At 59.9% G+C, this 21,564-nt stretch carries 17 protein-coding genes; 10 read left to right on the forward strand and 7 right to left on the reverse strand.

Going from position 1 to position 21,564, the window contains the following annotated elements; translation table 11 throughout:
* Positions 1–54: 54 nt before the first annotated feature.
* From NKI72_RS23635 to NKI72_RS23665, 7 genes are all read left to right on the forward strand, one after another.
* The gene (locus NKI72_RS23635) at positions 55–954 is read left to right on the forward strand and encodes a proline iminopeptidase-family hydrolase (protein WP_352835870.1); all 900 of its coding nucleotides are present in this window, start codon (positions 55–57) and stop codon (positions 952–954) included.
* 486 nt (positions 955–1,440) lie between these two features.
* Positions 1,441–1,689, forward strand: a complete 249-nt coding sequence (locus tag NKI72_RS23640; protein WP_352472478.1) for a hypothetical protein — start codon at positions 1,441–1,443, stop codon at positions 1,687–1,689.
* A 253-nt stretch (positions 1,690–1,942) separates the two neighbouring features.
* Positions 1,943–4,681: an AMP-binding protein gene (locus tag NKI72_RS23645; RefSeq protein ID WP_502898619.1), complete on the forward strand. Its 2,739-nt coding sequence runs from the start codon at positions 1,943–1,945 to the stop codon at positions 4,679–4,681.
* A complete protein-coding gene (nadE, locus tag NKI72_RS23650; protein ID WP_352472523.1) occupies positions 4,678–5,661 on the forward strand; it encodes an NAD(+) synthase in 984 nt (327 codons plus the stop codon). The genes NKI72_RS23645 and nadE overlap by 4 nt, the downstream gene beginning before the upstream one ends.
* Before the next feature lie 3 nt (positions 5,662–5,664).
* The gene (asnB, locus tag NKI72_RS23655) at positions 5,665–7,686 is read left to right on the forward strand and encodes an asparagine synthase (glutamine-hydrolyzing) (protein ID WP_352835877.1); all 2,022 of its coding nucleotides are present in this window, start codon (positions 5,665–5,667) and stop codon (positions 7,684–7,686) included.
* Complete coding sequence (locus NKI72_RS23660) at positions 7,683–9,239, forward strand: class I adenylate-forming enzyme family protein (protein ID WP_352835880.1); 1,557 nt, start codon at positions 7,683–7,685, stop codon at positions 9,237–9,239. Before asnB ends, NKI72_RS23660 begins: the two co-directional genes overlap by 4 nt.
* A 56-nt stretch (positions 9,240–9,295) precedes the next feature.
* Positions 9,296–9,562 (forward strand): acyl carrier protein, encoded by a 267-nt coding sequence (locus NKI72_RS23665; protein ID WP_023675628.1) that lies wholly within the window; start codon positions 9,296–9,298, stop codon positions 9,560–9,562.
* 99 nt (positions 9,563–9,661) lie between these two features.
* On the opposite strand, the gene NKI72_RS23670 is transcribed toward NKI72_RS23665, so the two are convergent.
* Entirely contained in the window at positions 9,662–10,354 is a 693-nt protein-coding gene (locus NKI72_RS23670) for a N5-glutamine methyltransferase family protein (protein WP_352472474.1), read from the reverse strand.
* A 399-nt stretch (positions 10,355–10,753) separates the two neighbouring features.
* On the opposite strand from NKI72_RS23670, the gene NKI72_RS23675 reads away from it, so the two are divergent.
* Positions 10,754–12,505, forward strand: a complete 1,752-nt coding sequence (locus NKI72_RS23675) for a type I secretion system permease/ATPase (protein WP_352472473.1) — start codon at positions 10,754–10,756, stop codon at positions 12,503–12,505.
* Positions 12,506–12,744: 239 nt separating this feature from the next.
* Positions 12,745–14,043 (forward strand): HlyD family type I secretion periplasmic adaptor subunit, encoded by a 1,299-nt coding sequence (locus tag NKI72_RS23680; RefSeq protein WP_352472472.1) that lies wholly within the window; start codon positions 12,745–12,747, stop codon positions 14,041–14,043.
* A 59-nt stretch (positions 14,044–14,102) separates the two neighbouring features.
* Here the strand turns inward: NKI72_RS23680 and NKI72_RS23685 are convergent, their stop codons facing one another.
* The 6 genes from NKI72_RS23685 to NKI72_RS23710 all read right to left on the reverse strand — a co-directional run bounded on the left by NKI72_RS23685 (position 14,103) and on the right by NKI72_RS23710 (position 20,282).
* Entirely contained in the window at positions 14,103–15,365 is a 1,263-nt protein-coding gene (locus NKI72_RS23685; protein ID WP_352835883.1) for a polysaccharide biosynthesis/export family protein, read from the reverse strand.
* Positions 15,352–16,623 (reverse strand): TolB-like translocation protein, encoded by a 1,272-nt coding sequence (locus NKI72_RS23690; protein WP_352835885.1) that lies wholly within the window; start codon positions 16,621–16,623, stop codon positions 15,352–15,354. Before NKI72_RS23690 ends, NKI72_RS23685 begins: the two co-directional genes overlap by 14 nt.
* The gene (locus NKI72_RS23695) at positions 16,620–17,624 is read right to left on the reverse strand and encodes an SDR family NAD(P)-dependent oxidoreductase (protein WP_352472469.1); all 1,005 of its coding nucleotides are present in this window, start codon (positions 17,622–17,624) and stop codon (positions 16,620–16,622) included. Before NKI72_RS23695 ends, NKI72_RS23690 begins: the two co-directional genes overlap by 4 nt.
* Positions 17,625–17,698: 74 nt before the next feature.
* Positions 17,699–18,373, reverse strand: coding sequence for a sugar transferase (locus tag NKI72_RS23700; RefSeq protein ID WP_352541723.1), 675 nt, complete (start codon positions 18,371–18,373; stop codon positions 17,699–17,701).
* Positions 18,370–19,506, reverse strand: coding sequence for a DegT/DnrJ/EryC1/StrS family aminotransferase (locus NKI72_RS23705; protein ID WP_352472522.1), 1,137 nt, complete (start codon positions 19,504–19,506; stop codon positions 18,370–18,372). Before NKI72_RS23705 ends, NKI72_RS23700 begins: the two co-directional genes overlap by 4 nt.
* 53 nt (positions 19,507–19,559) lie before the next feature.
* Positions 19,560–20,282 carry a nucleotidyltransferase family protein gene (locus NKI72_RS23710; RefSeq protein WP_023675619.1) on the reverse strand — a complete coding sequence of 241 codons (723 nt, stop codon included), beginning with the start codon at positions 20,280–20,282 and terminating at the stop codon, positions 19,560–19,562.
* 511 nt (positions 20,283–20,793) lie between these two features.
* Between NKI72_RS23710 and NKI72_RS23715 the strand changes: the two genes are divergently transcribed.
* Complete coding sequence (locus NKI72_RS23715; protein WP_023675618.1) at positions 20,794–21,471, forward strand: LuxR C-terminal-related transcriptional regulator; 678 nt, start codon at positions 20,794–20,796, stop codon at positions 21,469–21,471.
* The last annotated feature ends 93 nt before the right edge of the window (positions 21,472–21,564 follow it).

The following is a 21,564-nucleotide window of genomic DNA, read 5'->3' on the forward strand; positions in this document are numbered from 1 at the left end:
TGGGAGGGGTGCACCAAAGTGGCTCCTGCCGCGCCATGATGCGGAGCTTGGACTGTGACGGCACATGCGATCACCGAAGGATTTAGCGACTACAAGGGCTATCGCACCTGGTACCGTGTGACCGGGGACATCGGGTCGGGCAAGGTGCCCCTGGTCGTCGCTCATGGTGGACCGGGCTGCACCCACGACTATGTGGACTCATTCAAGGAGCTTGCCGGAACCGGGCGAGCCGTCATCCACTACGATCAGATCGGCAACGGCAAATCGACCCATCTGCCGGACAAGGGCGGCGACTTCTGGACCGTCGATTTCTTCCTGGGCGAACTCGATGCGTTGCTCGCCCATCTCAGCATTGCCGGCCATTATACCCTGCTCGGCCAGTCCTGGGGCGGCATACTCTCGGCCGAGCACGCCGTGCGCCGCCCTGAGGGGCTGAAGGCATTGATCCTGGCCAATTCGCTGGCCTCGATGGCGCTGTGGGTGGAAGGAGCCCGGCAATTGCGCGCCGAGTTGCCAGCCGATGTGCAAAGTGCGCTCGACCGGCACGAAGCGGCGGGAACCACCGATCAGCCCGAATATGTTGCGGCGACGAAGGCTTTCTACGACCGTCATGTCTGTCGCGTCGTTCCGATGCCGCCAGAGGTCGCCCGGACATTTGCGGCAATCGAGGAAGATCCGACCGTCTATCACACCATGAACGGTCCGAATGAGTTCCACGTCATCGGCACGATGCGGAACTGGACCATCGTTGACCGCCTGCATCGGATCGAGGCGCCGACCCTGGTTTTCCGCGGCTTCTACGACGAAGCGACCGAGGCCTGCGTCCAGCCCTTTCTGGATCTTATCCCGTGCGTTGAAGGCCTGGTCTTCCCGAATTCCAGCCACATGCCGCATGTGGAGGAAAAGCACGACTGCCTCAGCGCCGTCGGGCGCTTCCTGGCCAAATACGATTGACGTTCCAGCACCAGGCCATCTGTTCCAACGGATCGTCGACACGACGCAGTCGTCGTGAGGCAGGTTCAGAAAACCTCGAACCGTCCCATTTCTCCGCCGACGCACATTGCTATGCCTCGGTGATGGCGACGCCACGCTATGTGGATGTCTCGCAAAGGCCTGCAGGGTCGTCCGATGAGGCCAAATCACGGGCAGAATGCCAGATCACGGACAGCATAAAGGAGCCCATTCGAGCGCCTTTTCCATTGCCCGCGGAGGCGAAGGCCTAACGTTGCGGCGCAGATTGGCATGTCGCCGGCATGGCCGCAATCAGCCTGCCATCCCCTGAACTGGCATCCCGTCGCTGAAAAACCTGACGGATACGGAGGACCAAGTTGCCGGTGGGTACGGAAAGTATCGGACCCAAAGTTTCGCCAAGCAGTTGCAACCGAATTCATTAGCCGGCGTTAAAGTGCGGGTGATCTAGCGGGGCATGGGGAGGCTTTCATGCAGACGTATCTCGTCGAGCGTATGGACGGCGACGATGTTATCTCGGTGCGCGTTGTCAACGCGCCGAGTCCGTTCAGAGCCGCAGCTATGATGACGGGCGGGCGTATTACCTTCCGAACGTGGGAAAAGGATTGGATCCGCGTGACCGACGAAAATCGGGGACAGATCTATGCCTATTGTTTCGTCCCCGGCAGCTATTCCGACACCGAAACATCGGCGGTATCGTCCGGAAGAACCACCGAATAGGCAATATGCCTGAATAGCGGCAATTCCATCTTCGACCCCACCTTGGTCTTCGAGCCCGCCTTGGCATGTGTCCGTGTCATGCGCACCACAACAGCCAGCGAGCCCGGCATGATTGGCTCTGCCGGCGGCTTGCGAAACAGGCGAAGTGACTAACCAAGCGTCATTGAGCGAAGATCGGGGCATCATCAGAATGATCGATGAAAAGATTGGGGCGGGGGGCGATAAGTGACCCTAATCTTAGCGTAGGCAACTCATGTCTTCGGCATATTTGGGATCAGAAGTCGCGGATCAGGATCTAGCGGTGGATTGTCAGACAACGACCTCGGATAATTGGTCAAGTGTCCCACAATACGCACTGGATCAGGGTGGTCCCGTACTGCGCCCATTTCAAAGATTGGGCGTCGATTTTACCAACATTGCGGCCTTCGATCACCTGAGAAATGTCGTCCGCCAGTACCCCGACAAGCTTGCAATCAGCGACGGCGCCAATCGTCTGACCTATTCCCAGCTCCTCCGGTCAGTCGAGACGCTGTCCCACCAGATCGCGGCGGCCGTCCCAGACGGACAGGCGATAGGGATTCTTCAGGCCAACTCGGCCTGGTATCCCATTGCCATGCTGGCAAGCATGACGGCTGGGCGGCCTTCGGTGCCACTCAACGCGCGAGATCCTAGCTCGCGTATCCTTGAAATCGTGGCCGGGGCGCGGCTCTCGGCTGTCCTGGGCGAGGGCAATGTCCGACCCGATGGTTTGCCTCACCTGGTCAATTGGATCGATGTGTCGACCAGTGCGGCCTCGCAGGCTGGGCAAGTGCCTCGTTCTTATTCCGTCTCGGTCGATGCGCCCGCCATCGTGCTTTATACGTCAGGGAGTACGGGCCGGCCCAAAGGCATCGTTAACAGCCAGCGCAGCTTGCTGTGCCGGGTCCAGCAATATGTCGATGCGTGCCACATCAACTCGGATGACGTTTTCCTGCCATTGACCGGACCGGCCACAATCGCCGGGTGCCGGGAGATTCTTGCTGCTCTTCTCACCGGCGCCACCTTGCATCTGGTCGAAGTCGAAGCGGTCGGCTTGCGCGCCGTTCAACGCCTGGTGCGATCCGAAGACGTGACAATCACCTATCTGGTGCCGGCACTGCTTCGCGCGCTTATGGCAGACGGACCTGCAGAAGCGTTCCATTCACTCAGAGTCGCCCGGATCGGTGGCGAGAAGGTGCCCTGGACCGACATCGCCCTGCTGCGCAAGGCCGTCTCCGATACGTGCCTTATCCAGATCGGTTATTCGTCAACCGAGACCACCGGCTCGCAATGGTTCCTGCCGCGAGACTGGCCAGAGCATGGAGATTCGGTTCCAGTTGGCTGGCTGCTGCCTGGAATCGCCTTCGCAATTGTCGACGAAGCGGGCCGCCGCGTTCAACCGGGCCGCAGCGGAGAGCTTCTGATCAGGAGCCCGTATGTCCTGCTTGGCCATTGGGAGGAGGGGGCGGTTGTGCCGGCAACATCAGACCCGCACGATCCAGGCCTTCGGATTTTCGCGACAGGTGACCTCGTTCGACTTGATGATCAAGGCCTACTGCACATCGTCGGTCGCAAGGGGCGCCAGGTAAAAATCAACGGTCGACGCGTCGAGCCAGCCGAACTCGAACGGGTGCTGCGTTGTGCACCCTCTGTCGCGGATGCCGTGGCAATCGTCACGGCCGCGAATGAGCTTGTCGCCTTTGCTATTCCTCGGCGCTCGGCCGAAGCGACCTTTTCGGACGAGCTTCGCCAGCTTGTCAGGACCAATCTGCCGCCGCCGCTGCGTCCCTTGCGGTTGCACACGATCGCCGAGATTCCGCGTCTGCCGAGCGGCAAAGTCGACATCACGACACTTGCAGAGATGGATCTTTCAGCCAGAGAGACAGCGGCGACCGCGCGTCCGCTCGAGCCGCAAGGCAAGCTGACCGCGCAGCAGGTCGTCCAGCGGGCATGGACCAGCATTCTCAATACGCGCGTAGCGGCAGGACGCTGGGATGACGCCGGAGGAGATTCGCTAAAGCTGCTGCACTGCGTCATGGAAATCGAAAGCGCCATCGGGCAGGAACTCGGCCTTGAGGCCTTCACCGTCGGGATGAGCCTGGAGCAAATGATCAAGGCGGTCGTGTCCGCCCAGGCAGGCGATCAAAGCGCGCGCGCCCAGAAGCACGACCCTCCCATTCTTTTTCTGTTCCCCGGGTCCGTCGGCTATGGCCCGAGCCTTGCTGCCTTTGCAGCAGCGATGGGCAAGGTGACCCGTGTTGCCCCGATCAGGTATCCGGCCCTGGCTATGATACTGCGCGGACAAGACAGCCTCGCCGATATGGCCGACGCCGCCGTCGACCAGATCCGCCGCGCCCAACCCTCGGGCCATGTACGACTTCTCGGCCATTCGCTCGGCGGCGCTGTTGCCTTCGAAGTTGCGGCGCGGCTGCTGGCAGCGGGGCGAACCGTAAAGTTCCTCGGCATCCTCGACACCAGCCTCGTCGGGGAGCGAAGCGCCCGCTGGGAGACGTTTACGCGCACAGTCAATCGAATCCGAACCAACCGCGTGTCCGCTTACCGGATGGCTTGCCGCGCCCTCGCGAAAGTTGCCGTGGCAATGAAGCGCGAGGCACAACTGGTCCAGTTTCTCGACCGCTTCGCTCAAGGACAGTTCAACGCGACGAGCTTTAGAACCAAACTAGAACTGCAAGAGGTTTTGCGCGCGCAAGCCTTCTTCCAGTGGGTGGCCGAGCCAAAGCCGGCTCTGCCGATCACAGGCACCCTGTTCCGCTGTGCTCGACCCGGAATGCCTCTGGCAATCGGCTGGGATAACGTCTTCGCCCATCTGGACGTGATTCCGATCGTCGGCAGCCACATCGATCTGGTTGTAGAGCCTCACCTTACCACCAATCGTCCCCTTATCGAGAAAGCGGTGGCGAAAACCTATTCGCCAATCGAGTCTCGCAAACTGGAGTACAAGCCATCGACCTGATCTCATCATTCGGCAAAGACGCCCTGGTGCTCGACGCTGGCGCGGAAGTCGATCGCATCGTCCAGATCTTGCGCCAGCAGGTCCTTGGCACGCTGCGACGTCGAGGCGTGGTTGTCGGCCTCTCAGGCGGCATCGACAGCTCCGTCGTTGCGGCGTTGTGTGTTCGCGCCTTTGGGAAAGGCAAGGTCCTCGGGATATTCATGCCGGAGCGCCATTCCTCCGGCGACTCACTGAGGCTCGGCCGCATTGTCGCCGCACACCTTGGTATCGAAACGATCCTGGAGGATATAACGCCGGCCCTGGAAGCGACCGGCGCCTATAGACGGCAGACCGAAGCAATCCAGACCGTCGTTCCCGAATATGGGGACGGCTGGAAATGCAAGCTGGTGCTCGCCTCGGTTCTCGAGAGCAACGGTCTCAACATCACGCGCCTCACGGTTCAGGACCCCGAGGGCAGGACCGACACAGTGCGCCTGCCGTCGGCAGCCTATCTGCAGATCGTCGCTGCAACCAACTACAAGCAGCGCCTGCGCAAGATGACCGAATACTACCATGCCGACCGCCTCAACTACGCGGTAGCGGGCACGCCGAACCGCCTGGAGTACGACCAGGGCTTCTTCGTCAAGCAGGGCGACGGAATTGCCGACCTGATGCCAATCGTCCACCTCTACAAGACCCAGGTCTACCAATTGGCCGAATATCTTGGGGTGGACGAAGAGGTCCGGCGCAGACCGCCCACCACGGACACCTTCTCGATGGCGCAGAGTCAGGAGGAGTTCTACTTCGCGCTTCCTTATTATCTGATGGATCTGTGCCTCTACGGCTTGAACCATGGGATCGCCGACGAAGACGTCGCTGAGGCAACCAGCCTCACGGTGATGCAGGTCCAGAAGGTTTTCAAGGATATCGACAGCAAGCGGCGCGCCGCACGTTATCTTCACGCGCGGCCGTTGGTGTCCTCTTCAATGGGCGAGGGCTAGGCGATGTGCGGCATCGCCGGAATTGTGTCGCTGAGCGCCGCAGCGGCGCCCCCTTCCCGGGATGCGCTGATACGCATGGCGGGGGCGCTGGCGCATCGCGGCCCGGACGAACGCGGCCTTTACCGGGACAGACGTGCGGGATTGGCGCATGCCCGCCTGTCCGTCATCGATCTCGCAAGCGGCCAGCAGCCACTCGCCGGCGCGGGCGACACAATGTGGATCGTCTTCAACGGCGAAATCTTCAATTACGTCGAGCTGCGACAAGATCTGGTTGCGCTCGGTTATTGCTTCCGCACACGCAGCGACACCGAGGTCATCGTCCATGCCTATCATGCGTGGGGCGAGGCCGCCTTCGAGCGAATGAATGGGCAGTGGGCAGTCGCCATCTGGGACTCCGTGGCAGCTCGTCTCGTCTTGTCTCGGGATCGGTTCGGCATTTGCCCGCTGCACTTTTGCGAGCATGGCGGGCGGCTTTACTTCGCCAGCGAGGTGAAGGCCATTTTCGCGGCCGATGCGGATATACCCCGCGCCTTCGATCCAGCCGGCATCGATCAGACTTTCACACTCTGGACTGTCGCGCCGCCACAAGGCGTGTTTGGAGGAGTAAGCGAACTCACGCCGGGGCATATCCGCATTTATGACAGCGGCGTCGTCCGGGAGCGGGCTTTTTGGAAGCCTGACTATCCAGAGGTTGACGGACCCGGCGATGATGAATTCACCGGCTCGCTTGATGACGCGGTGGAGGAAGTGCGCAGCGCCCTGGACGCCGCGACGGCGCTCAGGATAGTACGCGCCGACGTGCCGGTCGGCTGCTATTTGTCCGGCGGGCTCGACAGCTCGCTGGTCGCCACGCTGGGGAGACGCTTCGCGGGCGAGCGCTTCCAGACTTTCTCGCTGCGTTTTGCCGACGCCGAGTATGATGAGACGCATTTCCAGCGCCTGGTTGCCGGCGTGGCCGGCAGTGACCATCATGAGGTGGTTGTTTCGCGCAGCGATATCGCTGGCATCTTCCCTGAGGTGATCTACCACACCGAGCGGCCAATCCTCAGGACCGCGCCGGCGCCGCTGTTCCTGCTCTCGAGACTGGTGCGCCAGCATGGCATCAAGGTCGTGCTGACCGGCGAAGGGGCCGACGAAATGTTCGCCGGCTACGATTTGTTCCGCGAAGGCAAGGTCCGCCGCTTCTGGGGACGCCAGCCCGCCTCGACGCGACGCTCGCGGCTGCTGGAGCGCCTCTATCCCTATCTCAGCCGCTCGCCGGTACAGCAGCAGGCGATGGCACGCCAGTTCTTCGGGCGCGACATCCACGCCTGTGACGCGCCTGGTTTTGCGCATGGCACGCGCTGGCGAACCACAAGCGCCATCAAGCGGCTGTTTTCGGCAGACATGCGCGCCCAAACGGAGCGCCATAACGCCGTGTCCGAGCTGCTTGCCCGCCTGCCGCCGGAGTTTTCGCGATGGGGCTCTCTTGCGCAGGACCAGTATATCGAGATTCAGACGCTGATGTCGGGATACCTGCTTTCCTCACAAGGGGACAGAATGCTGATGGCTCATTCCGTCGAGGGGCGCTTCCCGTTCCTCGATCATGAACTCGTGAGACTCGCGAATTCGCTTCCGGCCGCCTACAAGCTGCGCGTGCTCGATGAAAAGCATGTGCTGAAGCGCGTAGCGCAACCGATCGTGCCGTCGGAAATCGTCACCCGCAAGAAGCAGCCTTACCGGGCTCCCAACGCGCTTTGCTTTGTCGCAGATGGCGCTCCGGCCTACATTCGCGAAGCACTTTCGGAGGCGGCGCTGCGCGAAGCGAACGTCTTCGATCCCAAGTCGGTTACCCGGCTCTTGAGCAAGTGCCAGGCCAGCGCCGGCGGCGGCGACCTGTCCAACTCCGACAATATGGCGCTGGTCGGAGTGCTGTCGACGCAGCTTCTCCATCGGCAATTTATCGCGAGCCGTCCAAGTGGGGCCCGCACGCTCAAGCTCAGCATCGATATCGACCGCGAACACCGCGAAGAGGTGCTCGCATGATGCATGGCGCCGTACCGCTCCTGCACGACTATCTCACCCACTCTGCCAGCCGGCTCGGCGAGAAGGTGGCCCTGGTGTGCGGCAATCAACGCGTCACTTATGGCGATCTCGATATGCGTTCGAACGCCATAGCGCACCATTTGACCGATGCCGGAATTGCGCGTGGCGATCGCGTGGTGGTCTTCGCCGACAACACTGTCGAGGCCGTCATTGCGTTCTGGGCGGTGCTAAAGGCCAACGCCGTGGTGTGCATCGTCAATCCGCTCACCAAAAGCGACAAGCTTGATTATCTGCTCAACGATTGCCGCCCGACGGCACTGATCACCGACAAACACCTGCACTCGATTTTCAGGGAGCCGGCGCGGAATTGCCCATCGTTGCGCCGCATGATCGTCTCCGGGCCGATCGAACACAGCGACCTGCAAGAATTGCCGCATGCTGTGCGCTGGGACGCTGCGGTCGCGGCAGCCGGCAGCACGCCGCCCTGGCGCCGCTGCATCGACATCGATCTCGCTGCGATCATTTATACGTCCGGCTCGACGGGCGAGCCCAAGGGCGTGATGCTGACGCATCGAAACATGATCGCCGCGTGCGCCTCGATTTCCTCATACCTGGCGCTTGCCGAAGACGAGGTGATCCTCAATGTCCTGCCGCTCGCCTTCGACTACGGTCTTTACCAGATGATCATGGCATTCGGCGCGGGCGCCCGGCTGGTGCTTGAGCGCTCATTCGCCTTCCCGGCGCAGATCCTTGGGCTGATCAAGCAAGAAAGGGTGACGGGTTTTCCCGGCGTACCGACCATCTTCGCCGCACTCGGGGAGCTCAGGTCTCTCAGGGATCAGGATTTTTCGAGTATTCGCTACGTCACGAACACTGCGGCCGCCCTGCCGCTCAAGCACATTCTCCTGCTGCAAGAGCTGTTTTCTGGCGCCCGCATCTATTCGATGTACGGCCTTACCGAATGCAAGCGCTGCACCTACCTGCCGCCGGAGGATCTGGAGCGAAAGCCGTCGAGCGTCGGGATCGCCATCCCCAATACGGAAATGTGGATTGTCGACGAGCATGACAGGCGGGTCGGCCCCGGCATCGTTGGTCAGCTCGTCATCCGCGGAGCGACGGTGATGAAGGGCTATTGGGGCAAACCGGAGGCGACAGCCAGGAAGCTCAAGCCCGGCCCGCTGCCGGGTGAGCAGGTCCTATACACCGGCGACTACTGCCGGATGGACGCCGAGGGCTACCTCTACTTCGTCGGTCGCGGCGACGAGATCATAAAATCGCGCGGAGAGAAGATAGCGCCGAAGGAGGTAGAAAACGTGTTGATGAACATTGCGGGCGTACGGGAAGCCGCGGTCATCGGCGTTCCGGACGAACTGCTCGGGCAAGCAGTGAAGGCATTTGTCGTGATGGAGCAGGGAAGCATGATCGGTGAAAAGCAGTTGCAGAAAGAGTGCCAGAGACGGCTGGAAAACTTCATGGTTCCGAAGTCCATCGTCATCGTACCCAGTCTGCCGATGACCGACACGGGTAAGCTCAAAAAAACGGCCCTGTCATGAGTCGGTACCAGGGCGAAGTTGATCAGCATTCATCTTTTGTACCGGAGGCGAAATAAATGTTATCTACCAAGGATAGAACCGATACCTGCAGCGAACAAATTCGCGCTTTCCTGGCCTCGAATTTCTATATAGCCGATCCCGAGAGCCTGGAGAGCGACACCTCGCTCCTCGACCAGGGCATCGTGGACTCGACGGGTGTGCTCGAGGTTATCGGCTTCATCGAGGAGACCTTCGGCATCACGGTCGAAGACAGCGAGCTGCTGCCGGAGAATCTCGATTCCATCGAGGGAATTGCGCAATACGTCATGCGCAAGAGAAACTGACGCAAGAGAAACTGATTTCCGAAATCTCGCGCAACTCTGTTTCAGCTTCCCGGCCGTTTCTAGCCGCGACAGCGCGTCTACCTGCCGCGGCTGCGATGCTTACGCCTGCGCCCTCGTATGTCCCACAACCACCCTGACCTCACCGGCCTGGTTGGTGACTGCCCGGATACTCTCATAGGCCTTGGAACGCTCGAGCAAACTCATGACCTGCCGGTCCTGGCCAAGCCCCACTTCGAAAAGGAGGATGCCTCCGCGCCGCAAATAGCGCGGCGCCTCCTTGAGCACCCGCATGTGGATGCTCAGGCCGTAGGGGCCGGCTGCGAATGCTTCACGCGGCTCGAGCTCGACCAGATGCGAACGGTCGCCCTCGAGCCGTTTTTCCGAAATGTAGGGCGGGTTGCAAACGATCACGTCGATAGTGCCGTCGAGCTCCAAGCCTGAGAAGGCGCTGAACAAGTCGCCCTGAAGCACCGTTACCCGGTCCTCGATTTTAAGATGGGTGACGTTGCGGCGCGCGACCTCCACGCATCCGTCGGTAAGATCGCTTGCCCACACGCGCGCGGTGGGAGCGTGGTGCGCGATGGCGCACGCCAGATTGCCCGCCCCACAGCACATGTCGACAACGCGAGGCACCGGCAGGTTCAGTTGGCTCAGGACATCGAGAGCGGCCTTGCCGAGCAGTTCCGTTTCCGGCCGAGGAACAAGCGCACCGGGCGAGACCAGCAACTGCAATCCCATGAAGGTGCTGCGCCCCCTGCCGTAGGCATCGGCAACATTGATCTCTTCGCTCACGACACTCGCCTCCCCGATTTAGCCGGCGTTGGTGGCCGACGTACCGATGAAGTGTATCTCAAAACCGTTTAACTCTCGATCGACAAAATCAAAACCCATCCGTCGCCAGACGCTTTGAAGCCTTGATGCTACAAAGATGATCATAAGCTTCTGCCGGGTGTCATGATTAGGAATATCTCCTTACCTGACCCGGTTATCCCCAGCCTGGCGAGCCAGTTGCCGAATTCTCAGCCTGGCGTCACGATTTTGCTACATTTTAATCAAAGAAGGCACGTATGTAAGCAATTCGTAATGTTCAGCAGCGGGGCGGGGCTGCTGCTTCCCGGAAGGTTAAAGTTTGTCCCTCATCGAAAGAATCGACGAGATTGCGCGGCAATTTCGCGTCAACGAGCGCACATCATGAAGTCGACCAAAGGGCGCTCGCTCGATCTCCGCTCCGCAATGTTCGGCTGTGTGCACGGCCTCGTCGGCGTAGGCGTTTTCTCGGCATTGATAAATATCCTCGCCTTGACCGGCTCCGTCTACATGCTCCAGGTCTATGACCGCGTGCTGCCTTCGCAGAGCGTGCCGACTCTTATCGGATTTACAGTCGGGATGCTGGGACTTTACGCGGCCTATGGGCTCCTCGATTTCGTGAGGCTTCGCCTGTTGGTCCGCATCGGCAGCCGCCTGCATAGAAATCTGCAGCAAAAAGCGTTCGCAGCCTCGCTTTCCCTGCCCCTCGTCGCCGGGCCGGATGCGAACCGGGTACACCCGCTTCGTGATCTGGACCAGCTACGTGGCTTTCTTTCCGGGCTCGGGCCGACAGTCTTGTTCGACGCTCCCTGGATACCATTTTATATGGTGGTCATCTATCTGCTGCACCCCGCGCTTGGCGTGCTGGCAACGCTCGGCGCATGTGCCGTTGTGTTTTTGACGGTGGTTGCCGAGATCATCGGCCGCAAACCAGCGGCTCGTGCATCTGAGACACTCGTAGCGCAGCGGCTTCTGGCCGACTCCGGCCGCCGCAACGCAGAGGTTGTTCAGGCGATGGGCCTTTCCGCCCCGCTTAGCCGGCGCTGGAACGAGGTCAGTCATCTTTATCTGAAGAACCAGGAACGGCTCTCCGACGTCGTCGGCGCAGCAAGCTCACTGTCGAAGACGCTCCGAATGGCCCTGCAATCATGTGTGCTGGGGCTTGGTGCCTACCTTGTGATCGGAGGCGAGGCCTCGCCCGGCGTGATCATTGCATCGTCCATATTGCTGGGCCGCTCGCTGGCACCGGTCGATGTGGCGATCGCAAACTGGAGAGGGTTTCTGGCAACCCGCAAAAGCTATTCCGAGCTGGCGGCAGCCCTGGATGCTTTTGATAGCCAGCAAGAGCCAATGGAACTGCCCGGCCCGAAGGCTGAGCTTGCGGTCGAGGAATTGACCGTCGCGCCACCAAGCCTGCAGAAGCCCACCATCTTCAATGTAAGCTTCCGCTTGGCGAGAGGCGCAGGGTTGGCGGTCGTCGGCCCGAGCGGCTCCGGCAAGACCACGCTCGTGCGCGCTTTGGTCGGCGCATGGAAGCCGCTTCGTGGCACGGTAAGATTGGACGGCGCCTCGCTCGATCAGTGGAACTCAGAACTGCTCGGCATTCATATTGGCTACCTGCCGCAGGACGTTGAGCTGTTCGACGGGACGATCGCCGACAACATTTCGAGGTTCGGCGGTAAAAGCGACGCAAAAGGCGTGCTGGCAGCTGCCAAGGCCGCGGGCGTGGACAAGATGATCATGCGTCTTCCGCAGGGTTTTCAAACACGCATCGGAGAAGGCGGCGCGGCCCTTTCGGCTGGGCAGAGGCAGCTCGTCGGGCTTGCCAGGGCACTTTACGGCGATCCATTCCTCGTCGTTCTTGACGAACCAAATTCCAATCTGGATGCAGACGGTGATGCTGCTTTGGCCGGCGCAATCCTGGCAGTGCGTCGGCGCGGCGGTATCGTGATCGTCGTTGCGCATCGCCCCTCCGCTCTCGTCAACATCGATCAGGTACTCGTCCTGTCGAACGGGATGCTCCATTCGTTCGGCTCGCGCGAAGACGTTCTGGCAAATGTGGTCCGGCCCTTCCCGCGCCCGGACAAGCCAAACATTGTCGTTCCGCTGCAGCACGGTGCAAGCGGGCATGCGTGAGGTATTGCTTAGTGTCTAACGTGACCATGTCGTCATATGCTGCGGTTGGCGGCGAAGGCCCGCCGACCGGGCAGAAGCCGCAGCCGGATGGGATTCGAGCCAATCTACCCTGGGGTACTCTGGTCCGGAGCCTAGCAGCACATTGTCGTTCCGCCGCACAAGGGTGCAGCCGGGCATATGCGAGGTATCGCTCTGCTGTTGCCGTGTCATACGTCGCAGCCGGTGGCGAAGGCCGTTCGTTGGAGACGAAGCCAGAGCCGGATGGCATCCGGGCCAATCTGCTCTTGGGCCTGGCAACCAGCTTGCTGTTGATCTTTGGCGGCGGGCTCTGGTTGGGATTGACCAAGATTGCCGGCGCGGTGATTGCGCCCGCAACCGTGGTGGTCGAAAGCAACATTAAAAAAGTCCAGCATCAAACCGGCGGCACCATCGGCGGAATCTTCGCTCAGGACGGCGATCATGTGAAGGCCGGCGATGTGTTGGTCAGGCTGGACAACACATTGACCCGAGCAAACCTGCAGATAGTCACCGAGGACCTCAATCGCGCCACCATTCGTCTGGCCCGACTGGAGGCCGAGCGCCAGGGTCTGCCGGAAATGCAGACCCCGCCCGACCTTCGCGCTCAAATGGGCGACCCGCAAGTGGCGGCACTTGTCAGTGGCGAGCGTGCCTTGTTTGAAAGCCGTGCTGCGGCGCTGGCTGGCCAGAAGGCACAATTACAAAGCCGCGCGAAGCAGCTGGAACGTCAGATCGATGGCCTCAAATCGCAGCAGTCTGCAACGGACGAGTCTCTGGATCTGCTGACCAAGAACCTTGCGGATGTCGAATCTCTCTACGCAAAGAAGTTGGTGTCCAAGGAGAGGTTGAGCAATGTCAGCCTGGACAAGACCCGGGCTCGCGGCGAATCGGGACGCCTTGTCGCAGCGATAGCAGAGGTCCAAGCTCACATCAGTGAAACGGACCTGCAGGTGCTTCAGCTCGACGAACAAATGCGGAGCGACGTGACCAACGAACTTCGCGAAACGGAAGCCAAGCAGACCGAGCTCAGTGAGCGCAAGGTGGTGGCCGAAGACGAACTCAGCAGGACAGACATTCGTGCCCCGCAATCGGGCACAGTACAAGAATCCTCGGTCCATACCGTAGGAGGCGTGATTGGCGCGGGAGAGGTGCTCATGATGATTGTGCCCGATTCCGACAACCTTGTCGTCGACGCTTCCATTCCTCCGTCGCGTATCGACGAGATTCATCCCGGACAGCAGGTGTCGATCCGCTTTCCAGCGTTCGACGCCGGCACCACACCTGCTTGCGAAGGCTCGGTCAAGCGCGTCTCAGCGGATCTGATCAAGGATCAGCAACGCCAGCTTTCCTTTTTTTCGGCGCGCATCGACGTCGAGAATGAAGCGACGTGCCTGACAGGAGAGAAAATACTCAAACCGGGCATGCCCGCCGAAGTCCACATAAGAACCGACGAGCGCAGTGTCTGGTCCTACTTGATGAAGCCCCTCACCGACCAGTTTTCCAGAGCTTTCAGGCAGTAAAGCGGTTGCCCACACTCAACCGACAGTGCGGCGGCCGATTGGATCGGGGCGCAGCCGATCTATCGGGTCGCCGCATTTTCGAGAGCGCTGCTGAATCTGACCTCGATCGTGTCTCCCGGCATGACCTCGGTGTCTTCTTGGGCAAGCTGTTTTCGCCATTCTTCGCCGACCTTGCGAATGATCGTGACCTCGGCCTGGATCGTTTCGCCGGCAACCGGCAACGGCAGAGCGGCCGCTCCCGTGGGCTGCAACTTCTGGCTGGCGGCGCGAAGTCTTGCGCTAACGTCGGCAAGACGCACGTTGGTATCCTTCAACTCAGTCAGCAGACCCATCCTTCTTTGGTTGACATTGCGTTCGTGCTGTCTGGTAAAATCGTCCTGCTGACGTCGTGCTCTCATAAGCTCAACCGACGTTTCGAGTGCTCGGCTGGAAGAAAGAACCAAAGCGCGCCGGACATCGGCAAGCCGGGTATTGGTTAGATTTCCGGACTCAAACGCTTTCCTTACGCGCGCCAGCTCGTCTTCGTCCGCCTTCACTCCATCCGCTTCGGCCTGCTCGCGCTTGAGCAGGGTCTCGGTTTGTGCAGCAGCATCCTTGCCACTTTTTTCGAGAAAGCCCTGCTCTTGCCGGAAGTTGTCCAACGAGAGCTTCAGCCCTTCCGCTTCAGCCTGCGCGATCGCCGACGCAAAACTTGCCGGCAAGGGAGATCCTTGTGGTGGCTGCATGTCGAAAGTCGGTTTGTCCTGAAGTTCGGCGCGGATGCGGGCGCTATGAAAATAATCTCTCGTATATTCCCCCCAAAGCGACTCGTAATCGCGCCGCAGATCCACCGGATCCGGGCCAACCTGGTTTGCCCGGGACCGCAAAAGGCTGAAACCGCCTGACACGGCAATCGCCTGCCGCACGGTCATCAGCGGGCGGTAGGCCTGCTGTCCGGGAGTGAGCACGTCGCCGGTCACATAGATCGGCCTGTACTCCGCAACCACGGCGGTCACGTCTGTCGGCTTGATGACGATCATTTGCTCCCGCCCATCAGGCAGACGCTGGTGGAATATCTTGGTCGGCAAGATCGTCTGCATGCGCGTTTGCAGTTCAGCCGGAGTTAAGCCCCCCACCGAAACCATCCCGACTTCGGGAAGCGCGATCGTGCCGTCCATCTGGACCACCGCACGTTGCGTTCGCTCCGGGATGGAGGCAATTCCAATCTCGACGGTGTCGCCGGCAGAAAGTCGATAGGCGACCCGCGGTTCCGCTGCAGCAGCCGTATTCATGGCAGCCAGCATACCGAACACGACAAGAAGCATTCGATCAACGAGGACCATTGGCGGCAATCTCCTTCTGGTTCGACCGCGGCTCTTCCGGCCAATCGAGACGGGTGACGAATTCGTAGACCGGCCCGCCAGGCACGCCCCAGTTGCTCGACCAGATTACCTGCGAGCCGTCGGGGGATGGCGAGGCATGGGTCTCGCTCCAGTAATCGGACGGGACGTTGTGAGTTTGCGTGATGCGTCGAACCTCCCCGCTGCCGTCGAGGCGAAGCGCGATCACCTCTCGCGCATATGGCGCCCAGTCGGGATTGGCAGATATCTCTTCCGGCTTGCCGCCATAGCTTACGAACACCCAACCGCGCCTGTCCAATGCCCGCAGGGATGCATGCTCGGCTTCGCCAAACTTCATAAGTGAGGTGACCTTTCCGTCGCCCAGCCTCCTTTTGATGACGTGATATTTGTCAGGGTCGGACTTGCTGATGCCCACGAAAACTTCGCTGCCGTCGTTATCCACCGTCATATCGCCATGGCCGGGGCGATGATGGTCAGTCCACCTCTGCCGCAACGTCCCGTCGACGGAGAAAATAGCCCGCTGCTCTGTGTCCTCGTTCACATTCTGAAAGCACAGGATGTTCGCACCGAGCGGGGAGATCGAGCAGGCGCTGACGGTTCCGGCAAGCTGAGCAAGATCGATGTCCGGAAATTTCCGGCGCTGCTTGAGATCATAGGCAAATACAACCATCGCGCCATCCCCACGGATTGCGCGCACTGCTATGCGATCGCCGTCACGGCTGGGATTGCCTTTGGACGGCCCGAACTGAAGATCACGATAATTCGGTGAAACGAACAGGACGTCTTCGCGATTGGTCCGCGGCGCCCAGGTCGAAATTTTCCGGTCCTGAACGCAGATCATCAGATCGGCATTTTGCGGATGCCATTCGCATTCAGCCGATCGAGCACGACGGAAGAGCGGGACATAGGTCTGCCCGTCGAAAAAGCACATGCCATTGCAGCCGTTGGTGATGACGAGGAGAGTCTGGTCCGAATTCCAGGCCTGGGCGCTGGAATAACGGTGGCTGCAGAATTTTTTCTCGCATACGACTCCATTCCCAAGGGCCCCAGGCTTGGTAATGCGCATGAAAATTGTCCCGAAGGCTGGGTCGGTCGCGGGTTGGAGATAATCGGGCAAGTCCATCGTCACTGGCGCAACAAATTGTCTCGACGCGCTGCTTTGCCGACTGCCTGCCACGGTCAAATCCAACGACAAGGCAGCCGCAATCAACAGAGCCAATCCTCCCGGGCGAAAGCTCATGTCATGTAGCCCATCTCGTGTCGCACCCGGCCTTCGCTGAGGCGCCCTTGCCACCATCCGATGGTCCGCTCCAGGCCTTCGCGCAGGCTGGTCTGGGCACGCCATCCAGTCTTGCTTTCGAGGAGCGAAGAATCGGCCAGCAAGGCACGCACCTCGGAATTCTGCGGCCGCAGGCGGCGCTCGTCCCGGTGGATTGGTTTCTTGCAGCCACTCAACTCGATCACCAGATCCAATATGTCCGAGATCGTCACGGCGCGCTGGCTTCCGGCATTGTAGGCATGGCCAAATTCGAGCTCGGCGGAACCTGCGGTCAAAAACGCCGCCGCGGTGTCTTCCACGAAAGTAAGATCGCGGATCGGGCTTGTGTCTCCCACCATGATCGCCGGGCATTTCTTGTCGAGAGCCTGGCGTATAATGGTCGGTACTATGGCCCGCTCACTCTGGCGCGGGCCGTACGTATTGAAGGGCCGCATGATAACCACAGGGATGTCGAACGATCTGGCGTAGGACTCCGCCATCATGTCCGCGCCGATCTTGGATGCCGAATATGGTGACTGTCCCTGCAACGGGTGCGATTCGCTGATAGGCATTGTCAGCGCGGTGCCATAAACCTCGCTTGTCGAGGTGTGCACCACACGCTCCGTATCCCATTGGCGCGCCGCTTCGAGGACGTTGACCGTGCCCAGGATGTTCGTTTCTACATAGGACTGGGCCGCGGCGTACGAATATGGGATAGCTATCAGTGCGGCGAGATGAAACACGACCGCCTGGCCACGCACGATCCGGTTAAGGAAGGCGCTGTCACGAACATCGCCGCGGATGAGGTTCAACTGGCTTCGAATGGTGTCCGGCAAATCGTCCAGCCAGCCGTGGCTGTCGAAGGAATTGTAGAGAGCCAGCGCAGTGACGTCCGCGCCGCTACGGACGAGTGCTTCGGTGAGATGCGACCCGATGAATCCGTCGGCACCGGTAACCAGAACTTTCCTGCCCTTGTATGCCATGACCCAAGCGTTCCCCCTATGACGTGAGGCACTGACTTTGCAAATCCACGAGAGTGCGGGTGTTCCACCTGCTCTCAAGTTCCGATCGGCGACGGCGAAACCACCCCAAGCACCGCCAGCAAGCCGCGCACCATCCACACAACATCGGACCCGATCGTGCGCTGCGGATAATAGGAAAGGTCGAGCCTGGCTTTGGCAGGAAACAGAACCTGGCGATAGAACAGTAGCGGGTCCATCGATCGCGGATAGAAACGGGCTTCATGCCGGAAGAGAACCTGGGCTGGACCCAGCAAGCCTGGCTTGTATTGTAAAATGTCTTCGAAGCCCCCGCGAAAACAATCGGCGAAGGCAAGGCTCTCCGGGCGTGGCCCGATGATTGCCATCTCGCCTCTGAAGACGTTCCAAAGCTGTGGCAGTTCGTCGAACTTGGTGACCGCGAGGAACCGTCCTATCGGTGTCATGCGGCTGTCATCGGCCATGGTCAGAGCCAAGCCACCGGGGTCACATTGCACGCTGAACTTGCGAAACTTGTACATGCGGAATGGGCGAGCACCGGCCCCGACGCGGGTCTGTGCGAAGAAGATGGGCCGACCGCCTTCCAGCAGCAGCGCCACGGCAATCAGCAGCATCAGCGGGGCGAAGACGATCGCCGCGGCTGCAGCAATGACGAGATCGATTGCTCGTCTCGCAGACCCATGGGCGGCGCTCGAGCCGTTAGGCCTGTGAATGGCTAGGTCCAGGGCATTCATGCGGCTGTTCCTGTCTGAGCGCAGTTATTGACCGCTGCGGCAAGAGCGACCACCACCGTTTCGACCAAAGGTGCGGTGATCTGCGGATGCAGCGGTACAGTCAGTTCGCGCTGGGCGAAATCTTCAGTGCGCGGTAAGTGAGTACCGGGAATGAGCTCACGATAGAGCGTCATCTGGTGCACCGGCGGGTAGTGGATAGTGGTTTGTATCCCTTGCCCGCGCAGTGCGTCGATGACGTCTTGCCTGTCGGCGTAACGTGGCAAAAGGATAGGCATGATGTGGTAGGCCGACGTCCGCGGCTCGTGGAACGGGATGGTCACGGCTGGGCAATGCTTCGCTATGAGACGACGATACAGCATGACCAGGATACGCCTGATCTCATTCCACTCCTGCAGATTTTGCAGCTGGACCAGTCCGATCGCAGCCCGCAATTCGTCCATGCGATAGTTGAATCCGAGCATGGTGACATCATACTGAGGGGTGCGGCTGTTCAGCCTTTGACGTGTCCCGGTGGTCATCCCATGTCCACGCGCCTGGCGGATTGTCTCGAGCAGACCGGCATCCCTGGCGATCACAGCCCCGCCTTCCGCCGTGGTCATGTTCTTGTTGCCGTAGAAGCTGAAGGCGGCCGCGGCACCAAATGTCCCCACCTCCTTCAAGCCCGGCGCATGCGCGGCGTCCTCGACGATGTGTAGCCCCCGGGCACGGGCGAACCTCTGCCATTGTTCCCGATCGGCGAGGTAGCCGGCGAAATGAACGAGAATGATTGCCTTGGTGCGGGCCGTGCATTTCGCTTCGGCTTCCACGATCGACATCAGCGGCACGTCGGCTGACTCGATGTCGACGAAAACCGGCGTCGCACCGACATAGAGGACCGCATTTGCGGTCGCCACGAACGTCAAGGATGGCACCAGCACCTCGTCGCCCGGTCCGATGCCAAGTGCGTGCAAAATGAGATGAAGCGCTGCGGTGCAAGAACTGACCGCGACGCAATCCTCCGCATCATGAACGTCGGCAAAAGCTTGTTCGAAGGCTCGTACCTGCTCCCCCATGGTCAGCCAGCCGCTGTCGATGACCCTGGTCAAAGCAGTCTTCTCCGGCACACCCAAGATCGGGGCACTGACCAAGAGCATCACAACCTCCTAGACTGATAACTGTGGGAACCGGGCTCGTGACTTCATCATCATCATGCAGCCGTCGCAGTGACCTCGATCGAGGCCGACTGGTCTTCCCAGGAAATGGTCTGTGCGTTCTGAAAATCGTCGACGCGCCCGATATCGAGCCAGAGACCCTCATGCTTGTACACGTGCACGGTTGTGCCGTTCTGCATCATCTGCAGCATCAGGTCGTCGAACCCAAAGGGTATGCCGGATGGGATAAACTGCAGAACATCCGGGTTCATGCAGTAAATTCCCATGCTGACCAGATGCGAAAGCGTCGGCTTCTCGCGAAAGACCTGCACGGTATTGTCGACTTCGTCGATGACGCCGAAATCCATCTTGATCAGGCGACAGGCTGTTGCGATTGTCACTGGATCGGTGTGCTTACGGTGCGCTGCTACAAATCGACTGAGGCTTAGATCCGTGAGGACATCGCCATTGAGAACGATGAATGGCTCCGTCAGTTCATCCCTGATCAAAGACAGTGGCCCGATGGTGCCAAGCGGCTCCATCTCCTGCGTATATCGAATTTTCAGGTTCCACTGCGAGCCATCTCCACACACGGTGCGGATCAAGTGGCCGAGATACCCGGTTGTAATATAAACTTCCTGAATGCCGTTGCGTCGCAACCATTTCAGAAGCATCTCGAGAACCGGCCGTGCGCCGATCGGCATGAGCGGCTTCGGCAAGACCGAAGTGAAGGGGCGGAGGCGTGTTCCCATTCCTCCACATTGAATAACCGCTTTCATCCTGGTCCTCCCTTGTTCATTCGGCCTGAACGCCATCGTCACGGGCCGGCTATCCTGCCCTGGTCAGCACCCGGGAAACGCGTTCTTGTCCCCTCAGAAGAACCGGTGAGATTTCCCGTAGAAGACCGGTGAGATTACTCCACTGTCCCCTGATCCGGACATTGCATCTGGATGGTATGTGGCCGTCAGGGTGGATGTCGTCGTGCATTCGAATGGTAACAATTCAGCCGTTTTGCTGTTCTATATCTTTAGGCCTATAGCACTGCTGAACGACCGGCCGGTCTGTCAGCTGTCCAAAAGGTCAGAACGTATGTTCGACGACGTTCGGCGGGTTTCGCTCACAAGGGGCAAAAAAAGAGGAGCGTTTCCCGTCATTTAAGATTATATTAGAAATCTGGCGTTTGCGGTGTTGGGGGTGCCGCAGCGTCGGCTGGATGAATCGACGAGTGGATGGCCACGATTTTCAGGCCATTACCGTTCAATCCATTCAGATAGGCGTTGGGGTAGTTCAATGTATCGAATCGTCATCGCCGACGATCACGGCTTGTATCGTCGCGGCTTGCGATTGGCACTGACCGCAGGCATTCCAGGTGTGGAGATCTTTGAAGCGTCCTGTTTCGACGCGGTGCTCAGTTTGCTGGCAGAGCAGTCGTTCGTGGATCTTGCGATCCTGGATCTGAATATGCCGGGCCTGTTCAATCAAGAAGTGCTCGGCGGGATCCTGTCTGCCTATCCGGACACGCGATTTGCGATCGTTTCCGGAAACGATTCACGCTCGGAAATACTCACAGCTCTGTCGATCGGGCTTCACGGCTACATCGTAAAATCGCAGACCGACGAAGAGGTTGTTTTGGCCGTCAATGAAATCCTCTCCGGCCGCATCTATGTTCCTGCGCTTCTGTCACGCCCGGGAGCGACGCAAACAACCCACGCGCATACCCATTCCGACGACAAAGGCCCACAGAGGCGTACCGCTGGCGTCAACCTTGGCAGGCTGACTTCGAGGCAAAAGGAAGTCCTCAAGCTGATGGCGGAAGGCTATTCAAACAAGGAAATTGCGCGCGATCTGGAAATCGCGGAGGCGACCACGAAAATCCACGCTGCTGCGGTTCTGCGTGAATTGGGGGTACGCAATCGGACCGAGGCTGCCGTTATGCTGAAGACTTGGCTTTCGAGACATGCCAGCTAGAGCGCCGCGCGTCCTTTTGGACGTGCAAACGGCGTCGCAAGACTCCTCATGCATTTTACTGCATATCCCAAAGCCGCGGCGCAGCTTTGGGCC

The organism is Mesorhizobium sp. M0437 (genome assembly GCF_040321335.1).
Lineage (GTDB): Bacteria > Pseudomonadota > Alphaproteobacteria > Rhizobiales > Rhizobiaceae > Mesorhizobium.

Bases quoted from the DNA above. Each gene is read 5' to 3' on its own strand.
- NKI72_RS23640 (WP_352472478.1), top strand. From the start codon at position 1,441: ATGCAGACGTATCTCGTCGAGCGTATGGACGGCGACGATGTTATCTCG.
- NKI72_RS23645 (WP_502898619.1), top strand. From the start codon at position 1,943: ATGTCTTCGGCATATTTGGGATCAGAAGTCGCGGATCAGGATCTAGCG.
- NKI72_RS23675 (WP_352472473.1), top strand. From the start codon at position 10,754: ATGAAGTCGACCAAAGGGCGCTCGCTCGATCTCCGCTCCGCAATGTTC.
- asnB (WP_352835877.1), top strand. From the start codon at position 5,665: ATGTGCGGCATCGCCGGAATTGTGTCGCTGAGCGCCGCAGCGGCGCCC.
- NKI72_RS23715 (WP_023675618.1), top strand. From the start codon at position 20,794: ATGTATCGAATCGTCATCGCCGACGATCACGGCTTGTATCGTCGCGGC.
- NKI72_RS23685 (WP_352835883.1), bottom strand. From the start codon at position 15,365: ATGGTCCTCGTTGATCGAATGCTTCTTGTCGTGTTCGGTATGCTGGCT.
- NKI72_RS23690 (WP_352835885.1), bottom strand. From the start codon at position 16,623: ATGAGCTTTCGCCCGGGAGGATTGGCTCTGTTGATTGCGGCTGCCTTG.
- NKI72_RS23665 (WP_023675628.1), top strand. From the start codon at position 9,296: ATGTTATCTACCAAGGATAGAACCGATACCTGCAGCGAACAAATTCGC.
- NKI72_RS23700 (WP_352541723.1), bottom strand. From the start codon at position 18,373: ATGAATGCCCTGGACCTAGCCATTCACAGGCCTAACGGCTCGAGCGCC.
- NKI72_RS23695 (WP_352472469.1), bottom strand. From the start codon at position 17,624: ATGGCATACAAGGGCAGGAAAGTTCTGGTTACCGGTGCCGACGGATTC.
- NKI72_RS23660 (WP_352835880.1), top strand. From the start codon at position 7,683: ATGATGCATGGCGCCGTACCGCTCCTGCACGACTATCTCACCCACTCT.
- NKI72_RS23710 (WP_023675619.1), bottom strand. From the start codon at position 20,282: ATGAAAGCGGTTATTCAATGTGGAGGAATGGGAACACGCCTCCGCCCC.
- NKI72_RS23705 (WP_352472522.1), bottom strand. From the start codon at position 19,506: ATGCTCTTGGTCAGTGCCCCGATCTTGGGTGTGCCGGAGAAGACTGCT.